Genomic DNA, 19,617 nt, shown 5'->3' with positions numbered 1-19,617 from the left:
GCACTCCGGCGGACACCGCGAGGCGATGTCCGCCGGAGCGAAGATCACCAGCCGCGCTCGGCCAGGCGGTGCGGCTGCGGGATCTCCTCGACATTGATGCCGACCATGGCCTCGCCCAGGCCGCGCGAGACCTTGGCCAGCACGTCCGGGTCGTCGTAGAAGGTGGTGGCCTTGACGATCGCGGCGGCGCGCTGCTCGGGGTTGCCGGACTTGAAGATGCCCGAGCCCACGAACACGCCCTCGGCGCCGAGCTGCATCATCATGGCGGCGTCGGCGGGGGTGGCGATGCCACCGGCGGTGAACATGACGACCGGGAGCTTGCCGGTCTCGGCGACCTCACGGACCAGCTCGTAGGGGGCCTGCAGTTCCTTGGCGGCGACGAACAGTTCGTCGGCCGACAGCGAGGTCAGGCGACGGATCTCGGCGCGGATGGTGCGCATGTGGGTGGTCGCGTTGGAGACGTCACCGGTGCCCGCCTCGCCCTTGGAGCGGATCATGGCCGCGCCCTCGGTGATGCGACGCAGGGCCTCGCCCAGGTTGGTGGCGCCACAGACGAAGGGGACGGTGAAGTTCCACTTGTCGATGTGGTTGGCGTAGTCGGCGGGGGTGAGCACCTCGGACTCGTCGATGTAGTCCACGCCGAGGCTCTGCAGAATCTGCGCTTCGACGAAGTGGCCGATGCGGGCCTTGGCCATCACGGGGATCGACACCGCGGAGATGATGCCGTCGATCATGTCCGGGTCGCTCATCCGGGAGACGCCGCCCTGGGCGCGGATGTCGGCGGGCACGCGCTCGAGCGCCATCACGGCCACGGCGCCCGCGTCCTCGGCGATCTTGGCCTGCTCGGGGGTGACCACGTCCATGATCACGCCGCCCTTGAGCATCTCGGCCATGCCGCGCTTCACGCGGGCGGTGCCGACGGTGGTGGTGGTCTCAGGCGTAGTCACGGCTGTCTCCTGTGTCATGGGCGCCAATCAGGTCGCTCGGTGGTGGACACCGTCGATTCTAGAGCCGTCCGAAATCGGCCTTCATAGCCAGTTGAGGTCCACTGGCCTTGCCACGACCAGCGGCGATGCCGTCACCACCGGCCGCTGGCCTGCTCCGGTGGCCCGCGTCACCGGAGCATCGTGGGCCGCGTCACGACGCGGTGTGGACTCGATCGTTTCAGCGGATCGAGCGGACGACGTGTTCGGTGTCGTCGGCGGCCGCGGTGACGGCCTCGGCGAGCAGTTCGTCGAGGTGGTACGGGTACACCGCCTCGCCCTTCTCCTCCAACGCGCGGATGTCGGCGGGGCCGCACCAGCGGTGATCGGTGATCGTGCGGCGCTCGAGAGCGTTGAGCGCGGCGGGCCGCCATTCGAACCGCTGGGCGCGCAGCGTGAAGAACAGTTCCTCCGAGCGCACCAGTTCGCCGTTGAACGGGAACACCGCCACCCGCCGCCACAGCGGGCCGCGCAGGGTGGCGGGGTCGACGCGCTGGCCGGTCTCCTCGTGGATCTCGCGGACGGCCGCGTCGCGCAGGGTCTCCCCCGGCTCGACGCCGCCGCCGACGGTGAACCAGAAGGCCACCTCGGGAACCATCGGATCGTGCCCGCGCAGCAGCAACACCCGGTCCTGCTCGTCGAGCAGCACCACCCGGGCGGTGGTGCGGGTGGTGTGCACCTCGAGCCCGGTCGCGGCGGCCGGGGTCGCGCGTTCGGTGATCTCGAAGTAGTGCGGCAGCGGCGCGGTACCGCCCAGGTGCAGGATGCGGACCGGACGACGGGTACGCAGCGCGAGGGTGTCGCGCACCGCGTCGTTGTGGAAGCGGCGGGCGATGAGGACCCTGGCCTCGGCGTCGGCGAGTTCGGCGACGAGTTGGGGGCGCAACTGCTCGATGTCGACCAGCGACAACGCGGCGGAGAGTTGGTTCTCGATGGTCTCCCGGTCGGCCCGGTCGGCGCGTTCGGCCCGGTCGGCGAGGCTCGCGAGCTGGGCGGCGCGGTCACCGCGCAGCGGATCGGTACTGGCCGGTCCGGCCACGGCCATGGCCACCGCGCGGGCCACCACCGCGCGCCGGGCCAGCGCGGCGTCGAGGGCCTGCCAGGACTGGTCCGAGCGCACGTGCAGTCGGTCGAGGCGGTTGGCCGTGGAGTAGGCCCAGACGCCGAGCGCCAGCACGAGCAGGGCCACCAGGCCCAGGATCAGGACGGTGGTCGCGGAGAAGGTGATCATCCGGCCACCCGCACGGTGGCGTCGCCGACGGTGACGGTCTCGTACACGCGCAGGATCTGCTCGGCGACGACCGGCCAGTCGTATCCGGCGACCACCTGGGTGGCGGTGCGGACGAGGCGGTCCCTGGTCTGTTCGTCGGTGAGGACGGTGTCGATGGCTTCGGCCAGCGCCGCCGCGTCGCCCACCGGGGTGAGCAGTCCGGCCGCGCCGTCGCGCAGGACGCGGCGGAAGGCGTCGAGTTCGCTGGCCACCACCGGGGTGCTCGCGGCCATCGCCTCGATCAGGATGATGCCGAAGCTCTCCCCGCCCAGGTTCGGCGCCACGTAGACGTCCGCGCTGCGCATGGCCGCGGCCTTCTCCGCGTCGGTGACCTGCCCGAGGAAACGCAGGTGCCCGGCGTGCTCGCCCGCCTCACGGCGCAATCGGTCCTCGTCCCCACGTCCGACGATGAGGATCTGCACGTCGGGGTGGCGCCGGACCAGCGTGGGCAGCGCGCCCAGCAGCACGTCCATGCCCTTGCGCGGTTCGTCGTAGCGCCCCAGGAACAGCACCGTCTTGCCCGCGCGCGGGTAGCCGTCGAGCAGTGGGCCCCGCGCGAAGGCCGACACGTCGACCCCGTTGGGGATCTCCACCGCGTCGGACCCCAGCGCCTCCACCTGCCAGCGCCGGGCCAGCTCGGACACCGCGATCCGGCCGCTGATCTTCTCGTGATACGGCCGCAGCACGCCTTGGAACGTGCTCAGGACCAGCGATTTCGTGGTCGAGGTGTGGAAGGTCGCGACGATCGGGCCCTCGGCGATCTTCAGCGCCAGCATCGACAGGCTGGGCGCGTTGGGCTCGTGGATGTGCAGCACGTCGAAGTCGTTGCCGTCGATCCAGCGGCGGATCCGGGTGTAGGCCATCGGCCCGAACGACAGTCGCGCCACCGAGCCGTTGTACGGGATCGCCACCGCGCGCCCCGCCGACACCACGAAGTCGGGCAGCGGGGTGTCGTCGGAGGCGGGGGCGAGCACGCTCACCTTGTGCCCGCGTTCGAGGAAGACCCGCGCGAGCTCGACCACATGGGCCTGCACCCCGCCGGGAACGTCGAACGAGTACGGGCAGACCATGCCGATCTTCACCGCGGCCCCGCGGCCTGCTGAGTCGCGATGCGTGCCAGCCGTTCTTCGGACAAGTCGCCCTCCCACAGCGGCTGCAGCATGTGCCAGTCGGCCGGGTGCTGGGCGATATTGGCCGCGAACTCGTCGGCGAGCGCCTGGGTGGCCGCGGCCACGCCCGCCGAGACATCCACCGGCGCACCGGTTTTCAGGCCCCACCCCTCGGTGCCGTCGGCCTCGGTGGTGAACCAGGCGTGCACCGGCAGCAGCGCGGCGCCGGTCTCGATGGCGAGCTTGGCCGCCCCGGCGGGCATCCAGGTGCGTTCGCCGAAGAAGTCGACGGGCACGCCCTTGCCGGTGAGGTCGCGCTCGCCCATCAGGCACACGATCCGGTTCTGGCGCAGCCGCTCGGCGAGCTGGCCGAAGGGCGGCTGTTCGCCCCCGGTCAGCGGGAACACCTCGAAGCCCAGGCTCTCGCGATAGGCCACGAACCGCTCGAACAGCGACTCCGGCTTCAGCCGCTCGGCCACCGTGGTGAAGGTGTCGTAGTGCTGCACCAGCCACACCCCGGCCATGTCCCAGTTGCCCGAGTGCGGCAGCACGAAGACGACGCCGCGGCCCCGTTCCAGGGCCGCGTCGAGATGTTCGAGACCGTCGACGTAGTAGTCGATGGTGGTGTGGTCCATGCCGGGCAGCCGGAACGCCTCCCGCCAGTAGCGCGCGTAGGAACGCATGCTCGCCCGCATCAGCTCCGCGGGCACCTCCTCGGGTGTCACGCCGAGGACCCTGGCCAGATTGCGGCGCAACTGCACCGGTCCCCCGTCGCGGGCCGCCCGGTCGGCGCCCGCGTCGAAGACCTTGCGCGCCAGCGGTTCCGGTGCCGCGCGCACCAGTCGCCAGCCCGCCGCGTAACCCCAGTCGCTCACGCGTTCGCCGAGTGTCACGACGCCGTTCCCTCCGCCTGCGGCGCCGGGGGCGCGGGCGGGACGACCACCCGCGCGCCCGGCGAATTGCGGACCGCGAGCACCCGCTGGAACACGGTGACGATGCTCAGCACCGCCAGCACCCACATGGCCACGTACACGGCCCAGGTCAGCCACTCGATGCCCCAGTGGCCGCCGATCCCGGTGAATCCGGCGCCGACCAGCACAATGACCAGCCGGTCCGGCCGCTCGATGAGCCCGCCGTCGGCCGAGAGTCCGCTGGCCTCGGCGCGCGCCTTGGCGTAGGAGATGACCTGCGAGGTGACCAGCACGATCAGCGTCGCCACGAACAGCGACTTGCTCTGCTCGTGATACACCGCCCACCAGGCCAGCCCGGCGAAGATCGCGCCGTCGGCGACCCGGTCGCAGGTGGCGTCGAGCACCGCGCCGTACTTCGTGCCGCCGCCGCGCGCCCGGGCCATCGCGCCGTCGAGCATGTCGAACATGACGAACAGCCAGATGACCATCGTCCCCCAGAACAGGTGTCCGGAGGGGAACAGGGTCACCGCGGCCGCGATCGTCGCGGTGGTGCCGATCAGCGTCATCGCGTCCGGGGTCAACCCCGTCCCGACGAGCGCTTTGCCCAGCGGCGCAGTCGCTTTCGCAAACGTCTGGCGGCCGAAGAAGCTGAGCACGGTTGTCAGTCCTCCCACGCCTCCGCCAGCAGTTGCCGCGTCTCGCGCAGCAACTGCGGCATCACTTTCACCCCGCCGACCACGGTGATGAAGTTCGCATCCCCACCCCAGCGCGGAACGATGTGCTGGTGCAGGTGGTCGGCGAGCGAACCACCGGCCACCCCGCCGAGGTTGAGGCCCACGTTGAATCCGGCGGGCCGCGAGACCCGTTTCATCACGCGAATGGCCTGCTGCGTGAAGGACATCAGTTCCGCGCTCTCGGCGGGCGTGAGGTCCTCCAGGTCGGCTACCCGGCGGTACGGCACCACCATCATGTGCCCTGGGTTGTACGGGTACAAGTTGAGCACGGCGTAGACCAGCTCACCACGGGCGATGATCAGCCCGTCCTCGTCCGACATCTTGGGGATATCGGTGAACGGGTGCCCGGTGGCGTCCTTGGGTTTCACCGCGCCGGTGATGTAGGACATCCGGTACGGCGTCCACAACCGCTGCAGGCGGTCGGGCTGCCCGGCCCCGGCGTCGGCGATCGACCCCGCCGACGCCTCCGAGGCGATGCTCTCGCTCATGAGGTCACCTTGACGACCTCGAAACCCTCCGCGGTGGGCGAGGTGTTCACGCGGTGCCCGACCCACTGGGTGATGGTGGCGATGGCGTCGTCGACCGGCACACCGTTGACCTGGGTGCCGTCACGGAAGCGGAAGCTCACCGCGCCCGCCTCCACATCGCGCGCACCGGCCAGCAGCATGAACGGCACCTTCTGGGCGGTCTGATTGAAGATCTTCTTCTGCATCCGGTCGTCGCTGCGGTCGACCTGAGCGCGCACGCCCGCGGCGCGCAGCCGCTCGATCACGTCGTCCAGGTGCTCGGCGAAGTTCTCCGCGACCGGGATGCCCACCACCTGCACCGGCGACAGCCACGCCGGGAACGCGCCCGCGTAGTGCTCGGTGAGCACGCCGAAGAACCGCTCGATCGAGCCGAACAGCGCGCGGTGGATCATCACCGGCTGCTGCTTGGTGCCGTCGGAGGAGGTGTATTCCAGGTCGAAGCGCTCGGGCAGGTTGAAGTCGAGCTGGATGGTCGACATCTGCCAGGTGCGGCCCAGCGCGTCCTTGGCCTGCACGGAGATCTTCGGGCCGTAGAAGGCGGCGCCGCCCGGGTCGGGCACCAGGTCCAGGCCGGAGTCGGTGGCCACCTTGCGCAGGGTCTCGGTGGCCTCCTCCCACAGCTCGTCGGAGCCGACGAACTTCTTCGGGTCCTTGGTGGACAGCTCGAGGTAGAAGTCGTCGAGACCGTAGTCGCGCAGCAGCGAGAGCACGAACTGCAGCGTGGTGGTGAGCTCCGCGTGCATCTGCTCCTTGGTGCAGTAGATGTGCGCGTCGTCCTGGGTCATGCCGCGCACCCGGGTCAGGCCGTGGATCACGCCGGACTTCTCGTAGCGGTACACCGAACCGAACTCGAACAGCCGCAGCGGCAGCTCCCGGTAGGAACGCCCACGCGCGCGGAAGATCAGGTTGTGCATCGGGCAGTTCATCGGCTTGACGAAGTAGTCCTGGCCGGGTTTGCGCACGGTGCCGTCGTCGTTGAGTTCGGCGTCGAGGTGCATGGCCGGGAACATGCCGTCGCGGTACCAGTCGAGGTGACCGGAGACCTCGAACAGGTGACCCTTGGTGATGTGCGGGGTGTTGACGAACTCGTAGCCCGCGTCGATGTGGCGCTGGCGCGAGTACTCCTCCATCTCCTTGCGGATGATGCCGCCCTTGGGGTGGAACACCGGCAGACCCGAGCCGAGCTCGTCGGGGAAGCTGAACAGGTCCAGCTCGAGCCCCAGCTTGCGGTGGTCGCGGCGCTCGGCCTCGGCCAGCAGGTGCAGGTACTCGTCCATCGCCTCGGTCGATTCCCAGGCGGTGCCGTAGATGCGCTGCAGGTCCTCGCGGTCCTGGTCACCACGCCAGTAGGCGGCCGAGGAGCGGGTGAGCTTGAAGGCGGGGATGAACTTGGTGGTGGGGATGTGCGGGCCGCGGCACAGATCGGCCCAGATCTTCTCGCCGGTGCGCGGGTCCAGGTTGTCGTAGATGGTCAGCTCGTTGCCGCCGACCTCCATGATCTCCGGGTCGTCGATGCCGGACTTGTCGCTGATCAGCTCGAGCTTGAACGGTTCGTTCGCCAGCTCGACGCGGGCGTCGTCGACCTCGACCACGCGACGCGAGAAGCGCTGCGCGCCTTTGACGATCTTCTTCATCCGGGACTCCAGCTTGGCCAGGTCCTCGGGGGTGAACGGGCGCTCGACCCGGAAGTCGTAGTAGAAGCCGTCCTTGATCGGCGGGCCGATGCCCAGCTGCGCCTCGGGGAACTCCTGCTGCACCGCCTGGGCGAGCACGTGCGCGGCCGAGTGCCGGATCACGCTGCGGCCGTCCTCGGTGTTGGCGGCGACGGCCTCGACCTCGACGTCGGTGTCCGGGATCCAGGACAGGTCCTTGAGCGCGCCCTCGGCGTCGCGCACCACGACGATGGTGTCCGGGCCCTTGGTCGGCAAGCCCGCCTCCCGCACCGCGGCACCCGCGGTAGTCCCGGCCTGCACCCGGACGAGGGCGACAGGACTGATGGGTGCAGAGGTGGTCACGGGAATGCTCTCCTTGACAGTGATGTCCGCCGGGTCCGTCCGGCGGGAACGCGGGGTCCATCCCGCGCCGTCGCCCATGCTATCGGGCGCGTCGACCGGCGGTGTCGACGGACCGGGGGCCCGCGTGTTGTGCGACGCCCGCGACGCGGACGCGCCGAAAACGCCCGACAGCGCGCGATGTCGCGAACTCCGGAGGTCGGCGAGCGGCCCGGTCAGCGCGACGGGCGCGCGAGCCGGTCCAGCAGCTCGGCCCGCTCGGCGGCGGGACGTTTCGGGCAGCTCGTGCACATCTGGCAGCCCGCGACCTCGTAGACCAGGCAGCAGGAGATCCGTTTGACGAAGGTGCGCGCGCCGACGGTGACGAACCGCGGCGGCAGCAGCCGCGCGCCCACGTCGGCGGCCAGGCGCGCACCCACCTCCGGGGCGCCCGCGTCGAGCGCGCGGTTGCCCACGGCGTCGGCCACGATCGCCCACAGCGCGGGCATCCCCGCCCCGGACACGGCCGCGACCTGCGCGATCACCGCGGCCAGGGTGGCCCGCAGCGCCTCGCCGACCTCCTCGGCCGCGCACGCGCCGCGCTCCCCGCCGACATCCGAGCGCACGGCGCGCCCGTCGGCGTCGACCGCGACCCGCCGGAACGCCACGTGCTCGACGCCGCCGTCCGGGCGTACCTCGCAGTCGAAGTCACCGAGCGCGGCGACCGGGGCCGGGCCGCCCGTCGCGTAGGCCCGGGTGACCGGCTCGACCAGCGTCGAGGCGACCATGCACCACCACAGCGTGCCCGCCACCCGGGGCACGTCGGTGCCCCAGGTCCGGCCCATCTCCTCGATGCGGGCCGCGACCCAGGCGGGATCGGTGAGCAGCCGTCCGGGGACGGTGCTCACGACATCAGGGGACTGCGCAACCATGGCCAATCGACTCCGATCCACCCTGCCACCATCGAATATGTGCCCAGCAGCCACAGCGTCGCCAGGACGAGGGCGAAGGTCGCCACCGCGCCGAGCACCTTGATCGTCGGGCCGCGCGAGGTGTACCAGTCCATGACGATCCGGTACTTCCCGCGAACCCACCGCAGGGTGTGATGCGCCCAGACGAACTCGGTGGCCAGGATGCCGAATCCCGCGAAGACGAGCGCCCAGCCCGGGCCGGGGTACGGGATGGTGACGATCCCGACGAGCAGGACCACACCGCCGACCAGTCCGACCACGACGCGATAGCCGAAGTTCAGGGTAGGGCGGTCGGCGATGTGTTCCCGGAAGGCGCGCAGGCGCTGTTTCGCGCGCGTCCACCGGTCCGGTGCCTCGGTGGAATCCCCCGGGTCACCGGAGTCGAGGTCGGCGCGGGTGGCGTCGGCGGTCGGCTCGCTGATCATCGTTCCAGCCTACGAGCCGACCGCCGCGCACGCGTAGTCCCGATCACAGCGTGACCGGGACCTCGCCCTCGATCGCGCGGACCGTCTCCGCGGTCACCTCGACCACCTGCGCGTTGGCGATGTCGAAGAACAGGCCCGAGACCACCACGCCGCGCTCGGCGATCGCGCGGCGCACGACCGGATGTCGCTGCAGCGTCTCGAGCTGCACGGCGACGTTCACCATGCTCAGCTGGTCGACCTCGCCGTACCCGGCCGCCCGCGCGGCCATGGCCACCGGATGCCCGGCCCGGTACCGCGCCAGGCTCGGCTCGGCGTGCTCGAGCCAGGCGTTGAGGCCGCCCGCGGTCTCGGCACCGGCGTGGACCGCCTTCATCGCGCCGCACGAGGAGTGCCCGCACACGACCACCGAGCGCACCGCCAGTTCCTCGAGCGCGAACTCCAGTGCGGCCTCGACGGAATCGTCACCGCGCAGCGGGACCAGGTTGCCGATGTTGCGGACGGTGAACAGGTCACCGGGGCCGCTGCTGGTGATCACATTGGGCACGATCCGCGAATCCGAGCAGGTCAGGAAGAACGAGTGCGGGTCCTGGCTGTCGCGCAGTTCGTCCAGGTGCGGGCGCACCACGTGCGCGTGACTGCGATGGAACGCCGAGACACCGGCGGCCACCACGTCGCCACCGGGCTCGGCGTTGCGCCACGGCCCGAGCAGTTCGTCCCACACCTGACGGCCGAACCCGCGCGCGGGCGGCGCGGCGGCCGCACCGGCCATGCGCGCGCTGCCGATCTCGACGAAATCGACACGGCCACCGCTGTTCTCCTGCTGCCGCTGCCATTCCTCGATGGCCTCGAACGCGGCGTGGTCGAGGAAGTCGACGGTCATCTCCACCGTCACGTCGGCGCCCGCGGGCACCTTGGCCAGCTCGCCGGAGAGCTTGGGCAGCGCCAGGAAGGTGCAGGAACCGTCGATGCTCACCAGCCACCGCGACTCGTCCAGGGCCACGGCGCCGACCTGCACCCGCACCACCCGCCACAGCAGCAGGGCGAAGGCCAGGGCCAAGCCGATGATCACGCCCTCGAGCAGGTTCAGGAACACCACCGACAGGATGGTCACCACGTAGACCAGCAGATCACCGGTGCGCCGGGCCAGCCGGATGTGGGCCAGCTTCACCAGCTGGATGCCGATCACGATCAGCAGACCGGCCAGCGCCGCGGTCGGGATCTGCTCGACGAGCGCCACCAGCGCCACCGAGAACAGCAGCAGCCAGCAGCCGTGCAGGATCGCCGAGGCGCGGCTGCGCGCACCGGCCTGCACATTGGTGGCGCTGCGCACGATGACGCCGGTGATCGGCAGACCACCGGCCAGGCCGGAGAGCACGTTGGCCGAACCCTGACCGATCAGCTCGCGGTCGAAATCGGTGCGCGGGCCGGTGTGCATCTTGTCCACGGCCACCGCCGAGAGCAGGCTCTCCACACTGGCGATCAGCGCGATGGTGAGCACCATCATGGCCACCGCCGACCAGTCGCCCGAGGGCAGTTCCGGCAGTTGCAGCGCGTCGAAGAGCGAGCCGTCGATGACGATGCGGTCGACGTCGGTGGGCAGCAGCAGCGACAGCAGGGTGCCCGCGACGACCGCGACCAGCGGTCCCGGCACGGCACGCAGCTTGGGCGGCATGCGTTTCCAGCCCAGCATGACCACGATCACCGTGGCGCCGACCAGCGCGCCACCGCCGTGCAGGTCCAGCAGCTGACCGGGCAGTTCGAGCAGATTGCGCAGCGCGGTGCTGTGCGAGGACCCGCCGAGCAGCACATGGATCTGCTGCAGGGCGATGGTGATACCGATACCGGCCAGCATCGCGTGCACCACCACGGGGGCGACGGCGAGCGCGGCGCGCGCGATCCGGCTGAGGCCGAACAGGATCTGTAACACCCCGGCGGCGACGACGATGAAACAGGTGACACGCCAGCCGAAGGTGGCGATGGATTCGGCGACCACCACGGTCAGGCCCGCGGCGGGGCCACTGACCTGCAGGACCGAACCACCGAGCAGACCGGCGACGATACCGCCGATCACGGCGGCGACGAGTCCGGCGGCCACGGGCGCGCCGGAGGCGACCGCGATGCCCAGCGACAGGGGCAGCGCGACCAGGAAGACCACGATGGACGCGGGAAGATCATGGCGCAGCAGCGTCGTGCGCCACGCGGGGCGGGCGGCGCCGCCGGGTACTTCGGCCTCGGGACGAGGCGGTGCGAGATCGTTTTCCACAGACATGACTCTCCTTCGCCGACTCGGCGCTGGGCCGAGGTCGGTCGACGATCAACTTGTCCAGCACGGGCAGAGACCGCGAACCGGTTCACACGGTGAATCTCGAGAAAATCCCGGTGCGACGATGGACCGGGCAGGCCATCCAAACTATTGGTAAAGAAATGGCAAAACCAGTGTGCCGCAGAAAGAGTGGGCCTCGCCATAACGAGGGGCGCGCTGTGGTGTGACCCACACGGAGGCGCTCACACGGGCTCCGCGGCCAGTCCGCTGCGGCGGTCGTCGAACTCGGCGATGCCCTCGGCGGTCACCTCGATGACCCGGGCGGTGGCCAGGTCGAAGAACAATCCCGAAACCGCCACGCCGCGCTCGCGCATCGCGCCGCGCACCGCCGGATACGCGATCAACGTCTCGACCTGCCGGGCCACGTTCACCATGCCGAGCTGGTCGATCGGCCCGAAGCCCGCGCGGGCGGCGGCCTCGGCCACCGGATGTCCCTGCTGGTAGGCGGTCAGCGTCGGCTGGGCGTGGGCGAGCCAGTCGTCGAGTCCGGGACCGGCCTGCACCTGGGCGTGCAGCGCCTCCATCGCCCCGCACCCGCTGTGCCCACAGACCACCACCGAGCGCACGTCGAGTTTGTCGAGCGCGTAGATCAGCGCGGCCTCCACCGACACGTCGCTGCCGCCGACCGGCACCAGATTGCCGACATTGCGCACGGTGAACAGGTCACCCGGCCCGCTGCTGGTGATCACGTTCGGCACGATCCTGGCGTCGGCGCAGGTCAGGAAGAAGGTGTCGGCGTCGGGGCGGTGGCGCAGCCCGTCCAGATGCGGCCGCAGCAGGTGCGCGTGGCCGCGGTGGTAGGCCGCGATCCCGGCCGCGATCGGGTCGACTCCCCCGGTGCGCCGCCACGGCCGGATCGCCTCGTCGACCGCCTTGCGCGCGTGCCCACGCTCGGGCGGACCGTCCTGCGCGCGCGCCATCCGCGCGGTGCCCAGTTCGACCACATGCACGGTGCCGCCCGCGGATTCGCGTTCGGCCGTCCACTCGGCGAGCAGGTCACACGCGGCGTGGTCGAGGAAATCCACGCTGAGTTCCACGGTCACCTCGGCGTCGGCGGGGACCTTGGCCAACTCGGCGGTGAGCTTGGGCACGGCGAGGAAGGTGCACGGCCCTTCGACACGGACCAGCCAGCCGCCGTCGGGGCGCGGGGTGGCCTCGACGCTGACCCGCACCACCCGCCACAGCAGCAGCGCGAACGAGGCGATGAGTCCGATCACCATGCCCTGCAACAGATTCAGCGCGACGACCGCGATCACCGTGATGACGTAGACGTAGAGATCACCGGTGCGCCGCGCGCGTTTGATGTGGGCCAGCTTCACCAGCTGCACGCCGATGAGTACCAGCAGTCCGGCCAGGGCCGCCGTCGGGATCTGGCGCACCAATCCCACCAGCGCCAGCGCGAACACCAGCACCCAGCACCCGTGCAGCACGGTGGACGCCCTGGTGCGCGCTCCCGCGTTGGCATTGGTGATGCTGCGCACGATGACCGCCGCGACGGGCAGCCCGCCCAGCAGCCCCGAGGTCATGTTCGCCGCGCCCTGGCCGAGCAGTTCGCGGTCGAAGTCGGTGCGCCGTTCGGGGCGCATCTTGTCCACCGCGACCGCCGAGAGCAGCGTCTCCACGCTGGCGATCAGGGCGACGGCGAGCATGGTGAGCAGGATCGGCCCCCAGCCGCCGTGCGGCAGCGCGGGCAGGCCGATGCCGTCGAGCAGCGAGCCGTCCAGACGCACCCGTTCGACCCCGAGCGGCAGCACCAGCGACACCACCGTCGCCGCGACCACCGCCACCAGCGGACCGGGCACCACCCGCACCCGCCGCGGCAGGTACTGCCAGCCGATGAGCACCCCGATGACGAGCAGCCCGACGAACAGGCCGCCGCCGTGGACCGACATCACCTGGTGCGGCAGCGCCAGCACGCTCTGCCACGGCGAACCCACCGTCGTCCCGCCGAGCAGCACGTGCACCTGCTGCAGCGCGATGATCACGCCGATCCCGGCGAGCATGGCGTGCACCACCACCGGCGCGATGCCGAGCGCGGCCCGCGCGACCCGGCTGAGCCCGAACAGGATCTGCACCACCCCGGCACCGACGGTGATGAAACACATGGCGGCCCAGCCGAATTGCTGCACCGCACCGGCGACCACGACGGCGAGACTGGCCGTCGGCCCGCTGACCTGGATCGACGAACCGCCGAGCAGTCCGGCGACGACACCGCCCACGGCCGCGGCGATCAGCCCGGACACGACCGGGGCGCCGGAGGCCAGCGCCACGCCCAACGACAGCGGTAGCGCGACGAGGAAAACCACCAGCGAGGCCGGAAGATCTTGCCGCAGAACGGAACTCACCGTGATACCCGGTGGCGAGCTCGCCGTCGTGGTCGGGTCAGGATCATTGTCGGTCATCATTCTCCTTCGCCGGGCGAAGGAGCCCGGTTCATCGGTCGAACATGGCACTGGCAATAGATGCTGAGCTGCGAGATCGGACCCGAGACACAGGGTCGGGCCAATAGTAAAGACTTACCCAAGCGTACGGAAAGCCGGTCCGGGAATCGCTACGGAAATGTGACGTGCAACACATCGCATGAATCCGCGTGCGCCTCAGCCGATGTCGACCACCCGCGCCCAGGACGGCGGCCGATCCGGCACGTAGTAGGGGTCGTCCTCCTGCCAGGTATCCGGGCGCGGAAACAGGCCGACCACGGTGCGGCAGGACGGCTCGCGCTCGGGCCACGGCGTCTGGCCGTCGGTGAGCGCCACGATCACGTCCGGGCGCGGGGAGGTGCGCAGCGCCTGGGCGAAGCCGGTGCGCAGATCGGTGCCGCCGCCACCCATGAGCGTCATCCCCTCGGCCCGGCACAGCGGTGCGGCCAGGTGCACCGCCGCGTCACAGGAGAACACGGTGACCAGGTCGCGGCGCCCGCCCACCGCCTGGCCGATGGCGCCCACCTCGAGCAGCGCGCTGCCCAGTTCCGCGTCGCTGACCGATCCCGAGGTGTCGATGACCACGCTGACCTTGGGCGGCATGTGCCGCAGGCTCGGCAGCACGATCCCCGACAGCGCCGCCGAGCGCCGGGCCGGGCGGCCGTAGGTGTAGTCCGCGCCCGACCCGCCCGCCGAGGCCGCCGACCGGACCGCGGCGCCGAGCAGCTGCCGCCACGGCTGTGGCGGATGCAGCGTCCGCTCGGCCCAGCGGCGCCAGGCCCGCGGGGCATCGCCCGGCCTGCCGACGATGCCTTGCGCCACCCGGAACCGCACCGCGGCGCGCTCCTGTTCGCTGAGTCCGTCGGCGCCGTCGGGCCCCAGGTCCCACTCCCGGTCCGCGCCGTCGGCACCGCTACCGCAGTCGAGCCAGGCCATGGCCGCGGTGTGGGGCCCGAGCCGGAACTGCCGCAGGTAGTCCTCCATGAGGCCACCGTTGGACAGGCCCAGGCTCGCCGGAGTGACCGCGTCCTCGGGCCGCACCAGGCCGTCACCGAAGGCGTCGTCGTTGATCTCGGCGTCGGCGGCGATGTTCATCCGCAGCCGTTCGGCCGGGCCGCTGAGCTCGTGTTCCCTGGCGAAGCGATCGCTGCGCGCGTGGTGCTCGCGCAGCAGATGCGACACCTCGTGCACCAGCACCGAGGCGAGTTCCGCCACCGACATCCGGTCCACGAACGCGGGCGAGACATAGCAGCGCCAGTACCGGTCGACGCCCATGGTCGGGACCCGCCGCGACACGACCAGGTGCAGCGCGTAGAGGGCGGTCGCCAGATACGGCCGGGCCGACACCGCCCGCAGCCGCGCGGCATAGAGCTTGCCGGAGTCGAGTCCGGCCAGGTCCTCGCTCATCGGCCCACCTCGGCGGCGGCGCGCTCGGCCTGCCGCGAGATCGAGACCATCCCGGCCAGCCGCTCGATGGAGGCGGGCACGGTCCAGTCGTCGCGGCGCAACGCGGCCAGGGTGCTCGCGGGCACCACCACCAGGTCCGGGGCACCGGTCTCCACCGCCGTGGCCAGCAGCGTCCACGCCGCGTCCCAGCGGGCCCGCTCGGGCCGTTGCCGCACCGCCGCCACCACCGCGTCGAGCACGGCTTGGCGCAGGTCACCACGGGTGGGCAACTGCGCGGCGGCCGGGTCGGCGAGCAGCACTTCCGGATCGGGCAGGTCCATCCGGTCGATGCTGGTCAGCAGCTCGAAACCGGCACCGTCGCCGACCGCGCCGCGCACCAGCAGCGACAGCACGTCGCGCGACGCACCGGCCGCGGTGGCGAAGGCGATCAGCCGCACGGTCGCCTCCCAGCTGCGCGGTGAGGGCCACGCCCCACCCCGCCGGGTCTCGCTGGTGGGCATCTGATGGACCAGCTTCGGGCGCGCCGCCAGCAGCTCACAGACCGCCCGGCGCGCGAAAGCCACCGCCTCGGAGAGCTTTTCGGGTGCGAGGGTCGGCAAGGTAGCCCGGGGCCAGGTGCCGCCGAGTCCGCGCACCACCACCTCGTGATCGTGCGTCCACTGCAGGTGCACGAAGCGGTTGGCCAGCGGCGGGCTCAGCTCCCAGCCGTCCGCCGCCGAGGAGCGCGGGTTGGCGGCCGCCACGATGCGGACACCGGCGGGCAGTCGCAGCGTGCCGATCCGCCGTTCCAGGACCAGGCGCAGCAGCGCGGCCTGCACGGCGGGCGGCGCGGTCGACAGCTCGTCGAGGAACAGCAGGCCACGGCCGGTGCGGGCGAGCTCGACCGCCCAGTCCGGCGGTGCCATCGGCACGCCCTGGGTGGCGGGGTCGTCGCCGAGGACCGGCAGTCCGGCGAAGTCGGAGGGCTCGTGGACGCTGGCGATCACGGTGGTCAGCGGCAGGTCGAGCGAGTCGGCGAGCTGGGTCAGCGCGGCGGTCTTGCCGATTCCCGGTTCGCCCCACAGCAGCACCGGCAGGTCGGCGGCCACAGCCATGGTGAGGGCTTCGAGTCGGGTGTCGGGGCGAGGTTCGGTGGTCACGTCACCGAGCAGGGACAGCAGTTCGGCCGCGACGTCGAGCTGTGCGGAGGGACGGGTCAGGGTGTGAACAGACATGAGTGAATCACCTTGTGGTCGTTGGGATGTCAGAAAGCGCGCGGGGGCGCGTCAGAGCTTGACGGCGTGCCGGGGATGGCCGCCGAGCACGCGACGATCCGACCGGCACGACGGCGGGCAGAGCTGCCCGGGTGCGGGCAGTCCCGCCCGGTACAGGCCGTAGGTGGTGCGCCGCTCGGCCGCCTGCGTCAGCGCGTCGAGCAGCGGGCCGTCGCGCAGTGCCGCGCCGGTGCCGAGCAGGTCCTCGACGACAGCCAGCGCCCCGGCGATGTCACCGTGGTCGAGTCGCTCGGTGACACCCGTCAGCCCCGAAGGCGCGCGCAGCGCCCGATCGATGACCCGCAGGCACGGCAGCGGAGTACCGGTCAGCGCGACCAGCAGCTCCTCCCGGCGCAACTCCACCGGATCGTGATCGAGCGCGGTGAGCACCCCGTCGACCAGGCCGATCCGATGACGCTCACCCCGGCACAGCACGACGCGCTGCCCGTTGGTGGCGCGCGGCCGTGAGTCGACCGGCGCGCTGCCCGGCACGAGCGCCGCGGCGACGAGCGGATGCAGCCGGTCGGCGGCGACGAGGCCCGCGTCGAGCAGGGCCAGATCCGGCAGGACCCAGGTGGCGGCGTCGGGCAGCACCGGCAGCCGGACTCCCCGCGCGGGGTCGTGCACGATCCGCGCTGCCGGTCCGGTGACGTCGAGCACCAGGTGCCGCCGGGCGCCGTAGCGCACCCGCACCAACCCGCCCGGCTCCCGGTCCGCCCGCAGCAGCAGCGCCGCCTCGGCGGCCCAGCGGTGCACCGCACAGGTGTCGGGCACCGTCTCGGGAACGGGAAGCACCGCACTCTCGGGACCGGGAGCCGCGCCCGCTCGCGGGCGCAGTTCGAGTGTGCGGCGCGCGTCCCACAGGTGCCGGTGCAGGTCGAGCCGGAAACGCCGGTGCGGATGCGCGGAACCGTCCGCTCCGTCCCACAGCGCGAGCACGAGCCGTTGACCGGCATCGGCCCAGGCCGGGGCGGTCCGGACGACCAGCCACACCGGCGGCGCTCCCCCGCCCGGGTCGTAGCGGGCCAGCGGAATCGTCAGACCGGGCCGCAGCAGACCGTCCGGCGCGACGCGCGGCAGATGCCAGCGCAGCAGATCTGGCGCCAGCTGACGCAGGTCGGCCCGCACCCGCGCGGCCACGTCACGTCCGCTGGCGCGAGCCAGCGCGCGCAGATCGAGATCGACATCGACCCCGGCGGCGGCACAGGCCCCGGCCCAGTCGCCGACGCGACGCCGGGCGGTGGCGGTCTCGATCATGGTGGCTGGCACGGCGTATTCGCGCACGCGCTGCCAGAAGGACAACCGGGAATCGGAGGAAGAATCCCCGCGATCGGGGAAGAGGGAAGCCGGTTCGACGACCGGCCGGGGGCTCAACGGCCCGGGCGCAGAACGCCCTTTCGACGAGATGTCATGGGATCAGTATGCACAGGCCGACCCGTTCGGTCCACCCGGAGACGACGAACGGGACCCGGCGCGCGGCGCTGGGTCCCGTTCGCGGAGCGTATCGCTAGACCGCCGCGGTGGCGGGCTCGCGGGCCTCGGACTGCGCCGCGACCTGCGGGTAGGTCGGGTATTCGATGCCCGAGATGAACTGCACGGTCCGCACCACCTGGCAGGAGTACCCGAACTCGTTGTCGTACCAGACGTAGAGGATCGCGGTGTCACCCTCGACGATGGTCGCGTTGGCGTCGATGATCGAGGCCGCGCGCGAACCGATGAAGTCGCTCGAGACCACGTCGGTGGCCGCGGTGTAGTCCAGGTTGCGGCTCAGCGGGCCCGCCAGCGACACCCCACGCAGGTAGGCGAGCACCTCTTCCTTGGTGGTCTCCTGCTTCAGGTGCAGGTTCAGGATCGCCATCGAGACGTCCGGGGTGGGGACGCGGATCGAGTTACCGGTGATCTTGGCCTTGAAGTCCGGCATCGCCTTGGCGACGGCCGAGGCCGCGCCGGTCTCGGTGAGCACCATGTTGAACGGCGCCGAACGGCCGCGACGGTCCGCCTTGTGGAAGTTGTCGAGCAGGTTCTGGTCGTTGGTGAACGAGTGCACCGTCTCCACGTGGCCGCGCAGGATGCCGAACTCGTCGTCGATCGCCTTGAGCGGCGGCACGATCGCGTTGGTGGTGCAGGACGCGCAGGAGTAGATCTGCTGCGACAGGTCCAGCTCACGATGGTTCACGCCGTGCACGATGTTGGGCACGTCACCCTTGCCGGGCGCGGTGAGCACGACCTTCTCGATGCCGGGGCGCAGGTGCTGGCCCAGGCCCTCGCGGTCGCGCCAGCGGCCGGTGTTGTCGATCAGGATGGCGTTGTCGATGCCATAGTCGGTGTAGTCGATCGTCGTCGGATCGTTGCTGTAGATGAACTTGATGACGTTGCCGTTGGCGGTGATCGTGCTGTTCTCGGTGTCGACCTTGATCGTGCCGTTGAAGGCACCGTGCACCGAGTCGCGACGCAGCAGCGAGGCGCGCTTGACCAGGTCCTCGTCGCCGCTCTTGCGCACGACCACGGCGCGCAGCCGCAGCCCGTTGCCCGAACCGGCCTTCTCGATGAGCAGGCGGGTCACCAGGCGACCGATCCGGCCGAAGCCGTAGAGCACGACGTCGCGCGGGCCCTGCGGCTGTGCCTTGTTGCCGTCGAGCACGTCGGCCAGCGCCGCGGCGGTGAACTCCGCGATCGAGCGGCCGTCGCCGTCGGCGCGGTAGGACTTCACGAGCTGACCGAGGTCGATCTTGCACGGACCCAGGTCCAGCTGGCTGAGCACCTGCAGGAAGGGCAGCGTCTCGTCGACCGAGAGCTCCTCGCCCTCGATCTGGCGCGCGAAGCGGTGCGTGCGCAGGATGCTGATCACCGACTTGTTCACCAGCGAACGGCTGTGCAGCAGGATCGTCACACCCTTGCTCCGGTACAGCGTGCCGATGATCGGGATCATCGCCTCGGCGGCTGCTTCCTGAGCGTTCCAGCGGTCAAGTTGTTCGGTAGTCACAGGCGTCCTCAGGTTCTTCGATCGGTACGGCAGATCCATGCTATTGAGGCCGGCGATTTTCACCGAAACCGGCTCCCCGATCGTGAGGTCATCGTTCAGGCGCACAAAAAACGCCAGGACGGCGGTCCTGGCCCTGTGGTGTGGTTCCGGCCGGTTTCGAACCAGCACTGTGACACTACAGAACGAACCTCGCACCGCACAAAATGGCTCGGCCACGCGCCCACGCGACGCGCGCCCCGCGCGAACAATCTGAAATGTAACTGTGTCGGAAAGGCGGACAAAACCGAGGGCGGCTGGCGATAATTGGCCG

General features: G+C 70.9%; 15 protein-coding genes. All 15 read right to left on the bottom strand.

Going from position 1 to position 19,617, the window contains the following annotated elements:
- Positions 1-44: 44 nt before the first annotated feature.
- Positions 45-965, bottom strand: a complete 921-nt coding sequence (gene pdxS, locus QC180_RS19195; RefSeq protein ID WP_278264150.1) for a pyridoxal 5'-phosphate synthase lyase subunit PdxS — start codon at positions 963-965, stop codon at positions 45-47.
- A gap of 199 nt (positions 966-1,164) precedes the next feature.
- A complete protein-coding gene (locus tag QC180_RS19190) occupies positions 1,165-2,211 on the bottom strand; it encodes an NUDIX hydrolase (protein WP_278264526.1) in 1,047 nt (348 codons plus the stop codon).
- Positions 2,211-3,335 (bottom strand): glycosyltransferase family 4 protein, encoded by a 1,125-nt coding sequence (locus QC180_RS19185; RefSeq protein WP_278264149.1) that lies wholly within the window; start codon positions 3,333-3,335, stop codon positions 2,211-2,213. Before QC180_RS19185 ends, QC180_RS19190 begins: the two co-directional genes overlap by 1 nt.
- Positions 3,332-4,255 carry a phosphatidylinositol mannoside acyltransferase gene (locus tag QC180_RS19180; RefSeq protein ID WP_278264148.1) on the bottom strand — a complete coding sequence of 308 codons (924 nt, stop codon included), beginning with the start codon at positions 4,253-4,255 and terminating at the stop codon, positions 3,332-3,334. The genes QC180_RS19185 and QC180_RS19180 overlap by 4 nt, the downstream gene beginning before the upstream one ends.
- Positions 4,252-4,929, bottom strand: a complete 678-nt coding sequence (gene pgsA / locus QC180_RS19175; protein WP_278264525.1) for a phosphatidylinositol phosphate synthase — start codon at positions 4,927-4,929, stop codon at positions 4,252-4,254. Before pgsA ends, QC180_RS19180 begins: the two co-directional genes overlap by 4 nt.
- 5 nt (positions 4,930-4,934) lie before the next feature.
- Positions 4,935-5,495, bottom strand: a complete 561-nt coding sequence (locus tag QC180_RS19170) for an ATP adenylyltransferase (RefSeq protein ID WP_278264147.1) — start codon at positions 5,493-5,495, stop codon at positions 4,935-4,937.
- Positions 5,492-7,549 (bottom strand): threonine--tRNA ligase, encoded by a 2,058-nt coding sequence (thrS, locus tag QC180_RS19165; protein WP_278264146.1) that lies wholly within the window; start codon positions 7,547-7,549, stop codon positions 5,492-5,494. The genes QC180_RS19170 and thrS overlap by 4 nt, the downstream gene beginning before the upstream one ends.
- Positions 7,550-7,761: 212 nt before the next feature.
- Positions 7,762-8,433, bottom strand: coding sequence for a (2Fe-2S)-binding protein (locus tag QC180_RS19160; RefSeq protein WP_278264145.1), 672 nt, complete (start codon positions 8,431-8,433; stop codon positions 7,762-7,764).
- Positions 8,430-8,921 (bottom strand): TIGR02611 family protein, encoded by a 492-nt coding sequence (locus tag QC180_RS19155; RefSeq protein WP_278264144.1) that lies wholly within the window; start codon positions 8,919-8,921, stop codon positions 8,430-8,432. Before QC180_RS19155 ends, QC180_RS19160 begins: the two co-directional genes overlap by 4 nt.
- Positions 8,922-8,964: 43 nt before the next feature.
- Positions 8,965-11,190 carry a bifunctional SulP family inorganic anion transporter/carbonic anhydrase gene (locus tag QC180_RS19150; protein ID WP_278264143.1) on the bottom strand — a complete coding sequence of 742 codons (2,226 nt, stop codon included), beginning with the start codon at positions 11,188-11,190 and terminating at the stop codon, positions 8,965-8,967.
- A 236-nt stretch (positions 11,191-11,426) separates the two neighbouring features.
- Positions 11,427-13,649 carry a bifunctional SulP family inorganic anion transporter/carbonic anhydrase gene (locus tag QC180_RS19145; RefSeq protein ID WP_278264142.1) on the bottom strand — a complete coding sequence of 741 codons (2,223 nt, stop codon included), beginning with the start codon at positions 13,647-13,649 and terminating at the stop codon, positions 11,427-11,429.
- A gap of 192 nt (positions 13,650-13,841) precedes the next feature.
- Positions 13,842-15,071 carry a vWA domain-containing protein gene (locus QC180_RS19140; protein ID WP_278264141.1) on the bottom strand — a complete coding sequence of 410 codons (1,230 nt, stop codon included), beginning with the start codon at positions 15,069-15,071 and terminating at the stop codon, positions 13,842-13,844.
- Complete coding sequence (locus tag QC180_RS19135; protein ID WP_278264140.1) at positions 15,068-16,285, bottom strand: AAA family ATPase; 1,218 nt, start codon at positions 16,283-16,285, stop codon at positions 15,068-15,070. The genes QC180_RS19140 and QC180_RS19135 overlap by 4 nt, the downstream gene beginning before the upstream one ends.
- Positions 16,286-16,336: 51 nt before the next feature.
- Positions 16,337-17,626, bottom strand: coding sequence for a hypothetical protein (locus QC180_RS19130; RefSeq protein ID WP_347567338.1), 1,290 nt, complete (start codon positions 17,624-17,626; stop codon positions 16,337-16,339).
- A 205-nt stretch (positions 17,627-17,831) separates the two neighbouring features.
- Entirely contained in the window at positions 17,832-19,346 is a 1,515-nt protein-coding gene (locus QC180_RS19125) for a glyceraldehyde-3-phosphate dehydrogenase (RefSeq protein WP_474646489.1), read from the bottom strand.
- Between the last annotated feature and the right edge of the window lie 271 nt (positions 19,347-19,617).

This window comes from Nocardia anocheti (assembly GCF_029675105.1).
Classification (GTDB): Bacteria; Actinomycetota; Actinomycetes; order Mycobacteriales; family Mycobacteriaceae; genus Nocardia.
This window is presented reverse-complemented; position numbering and strand designations above follow the sequence as displayed.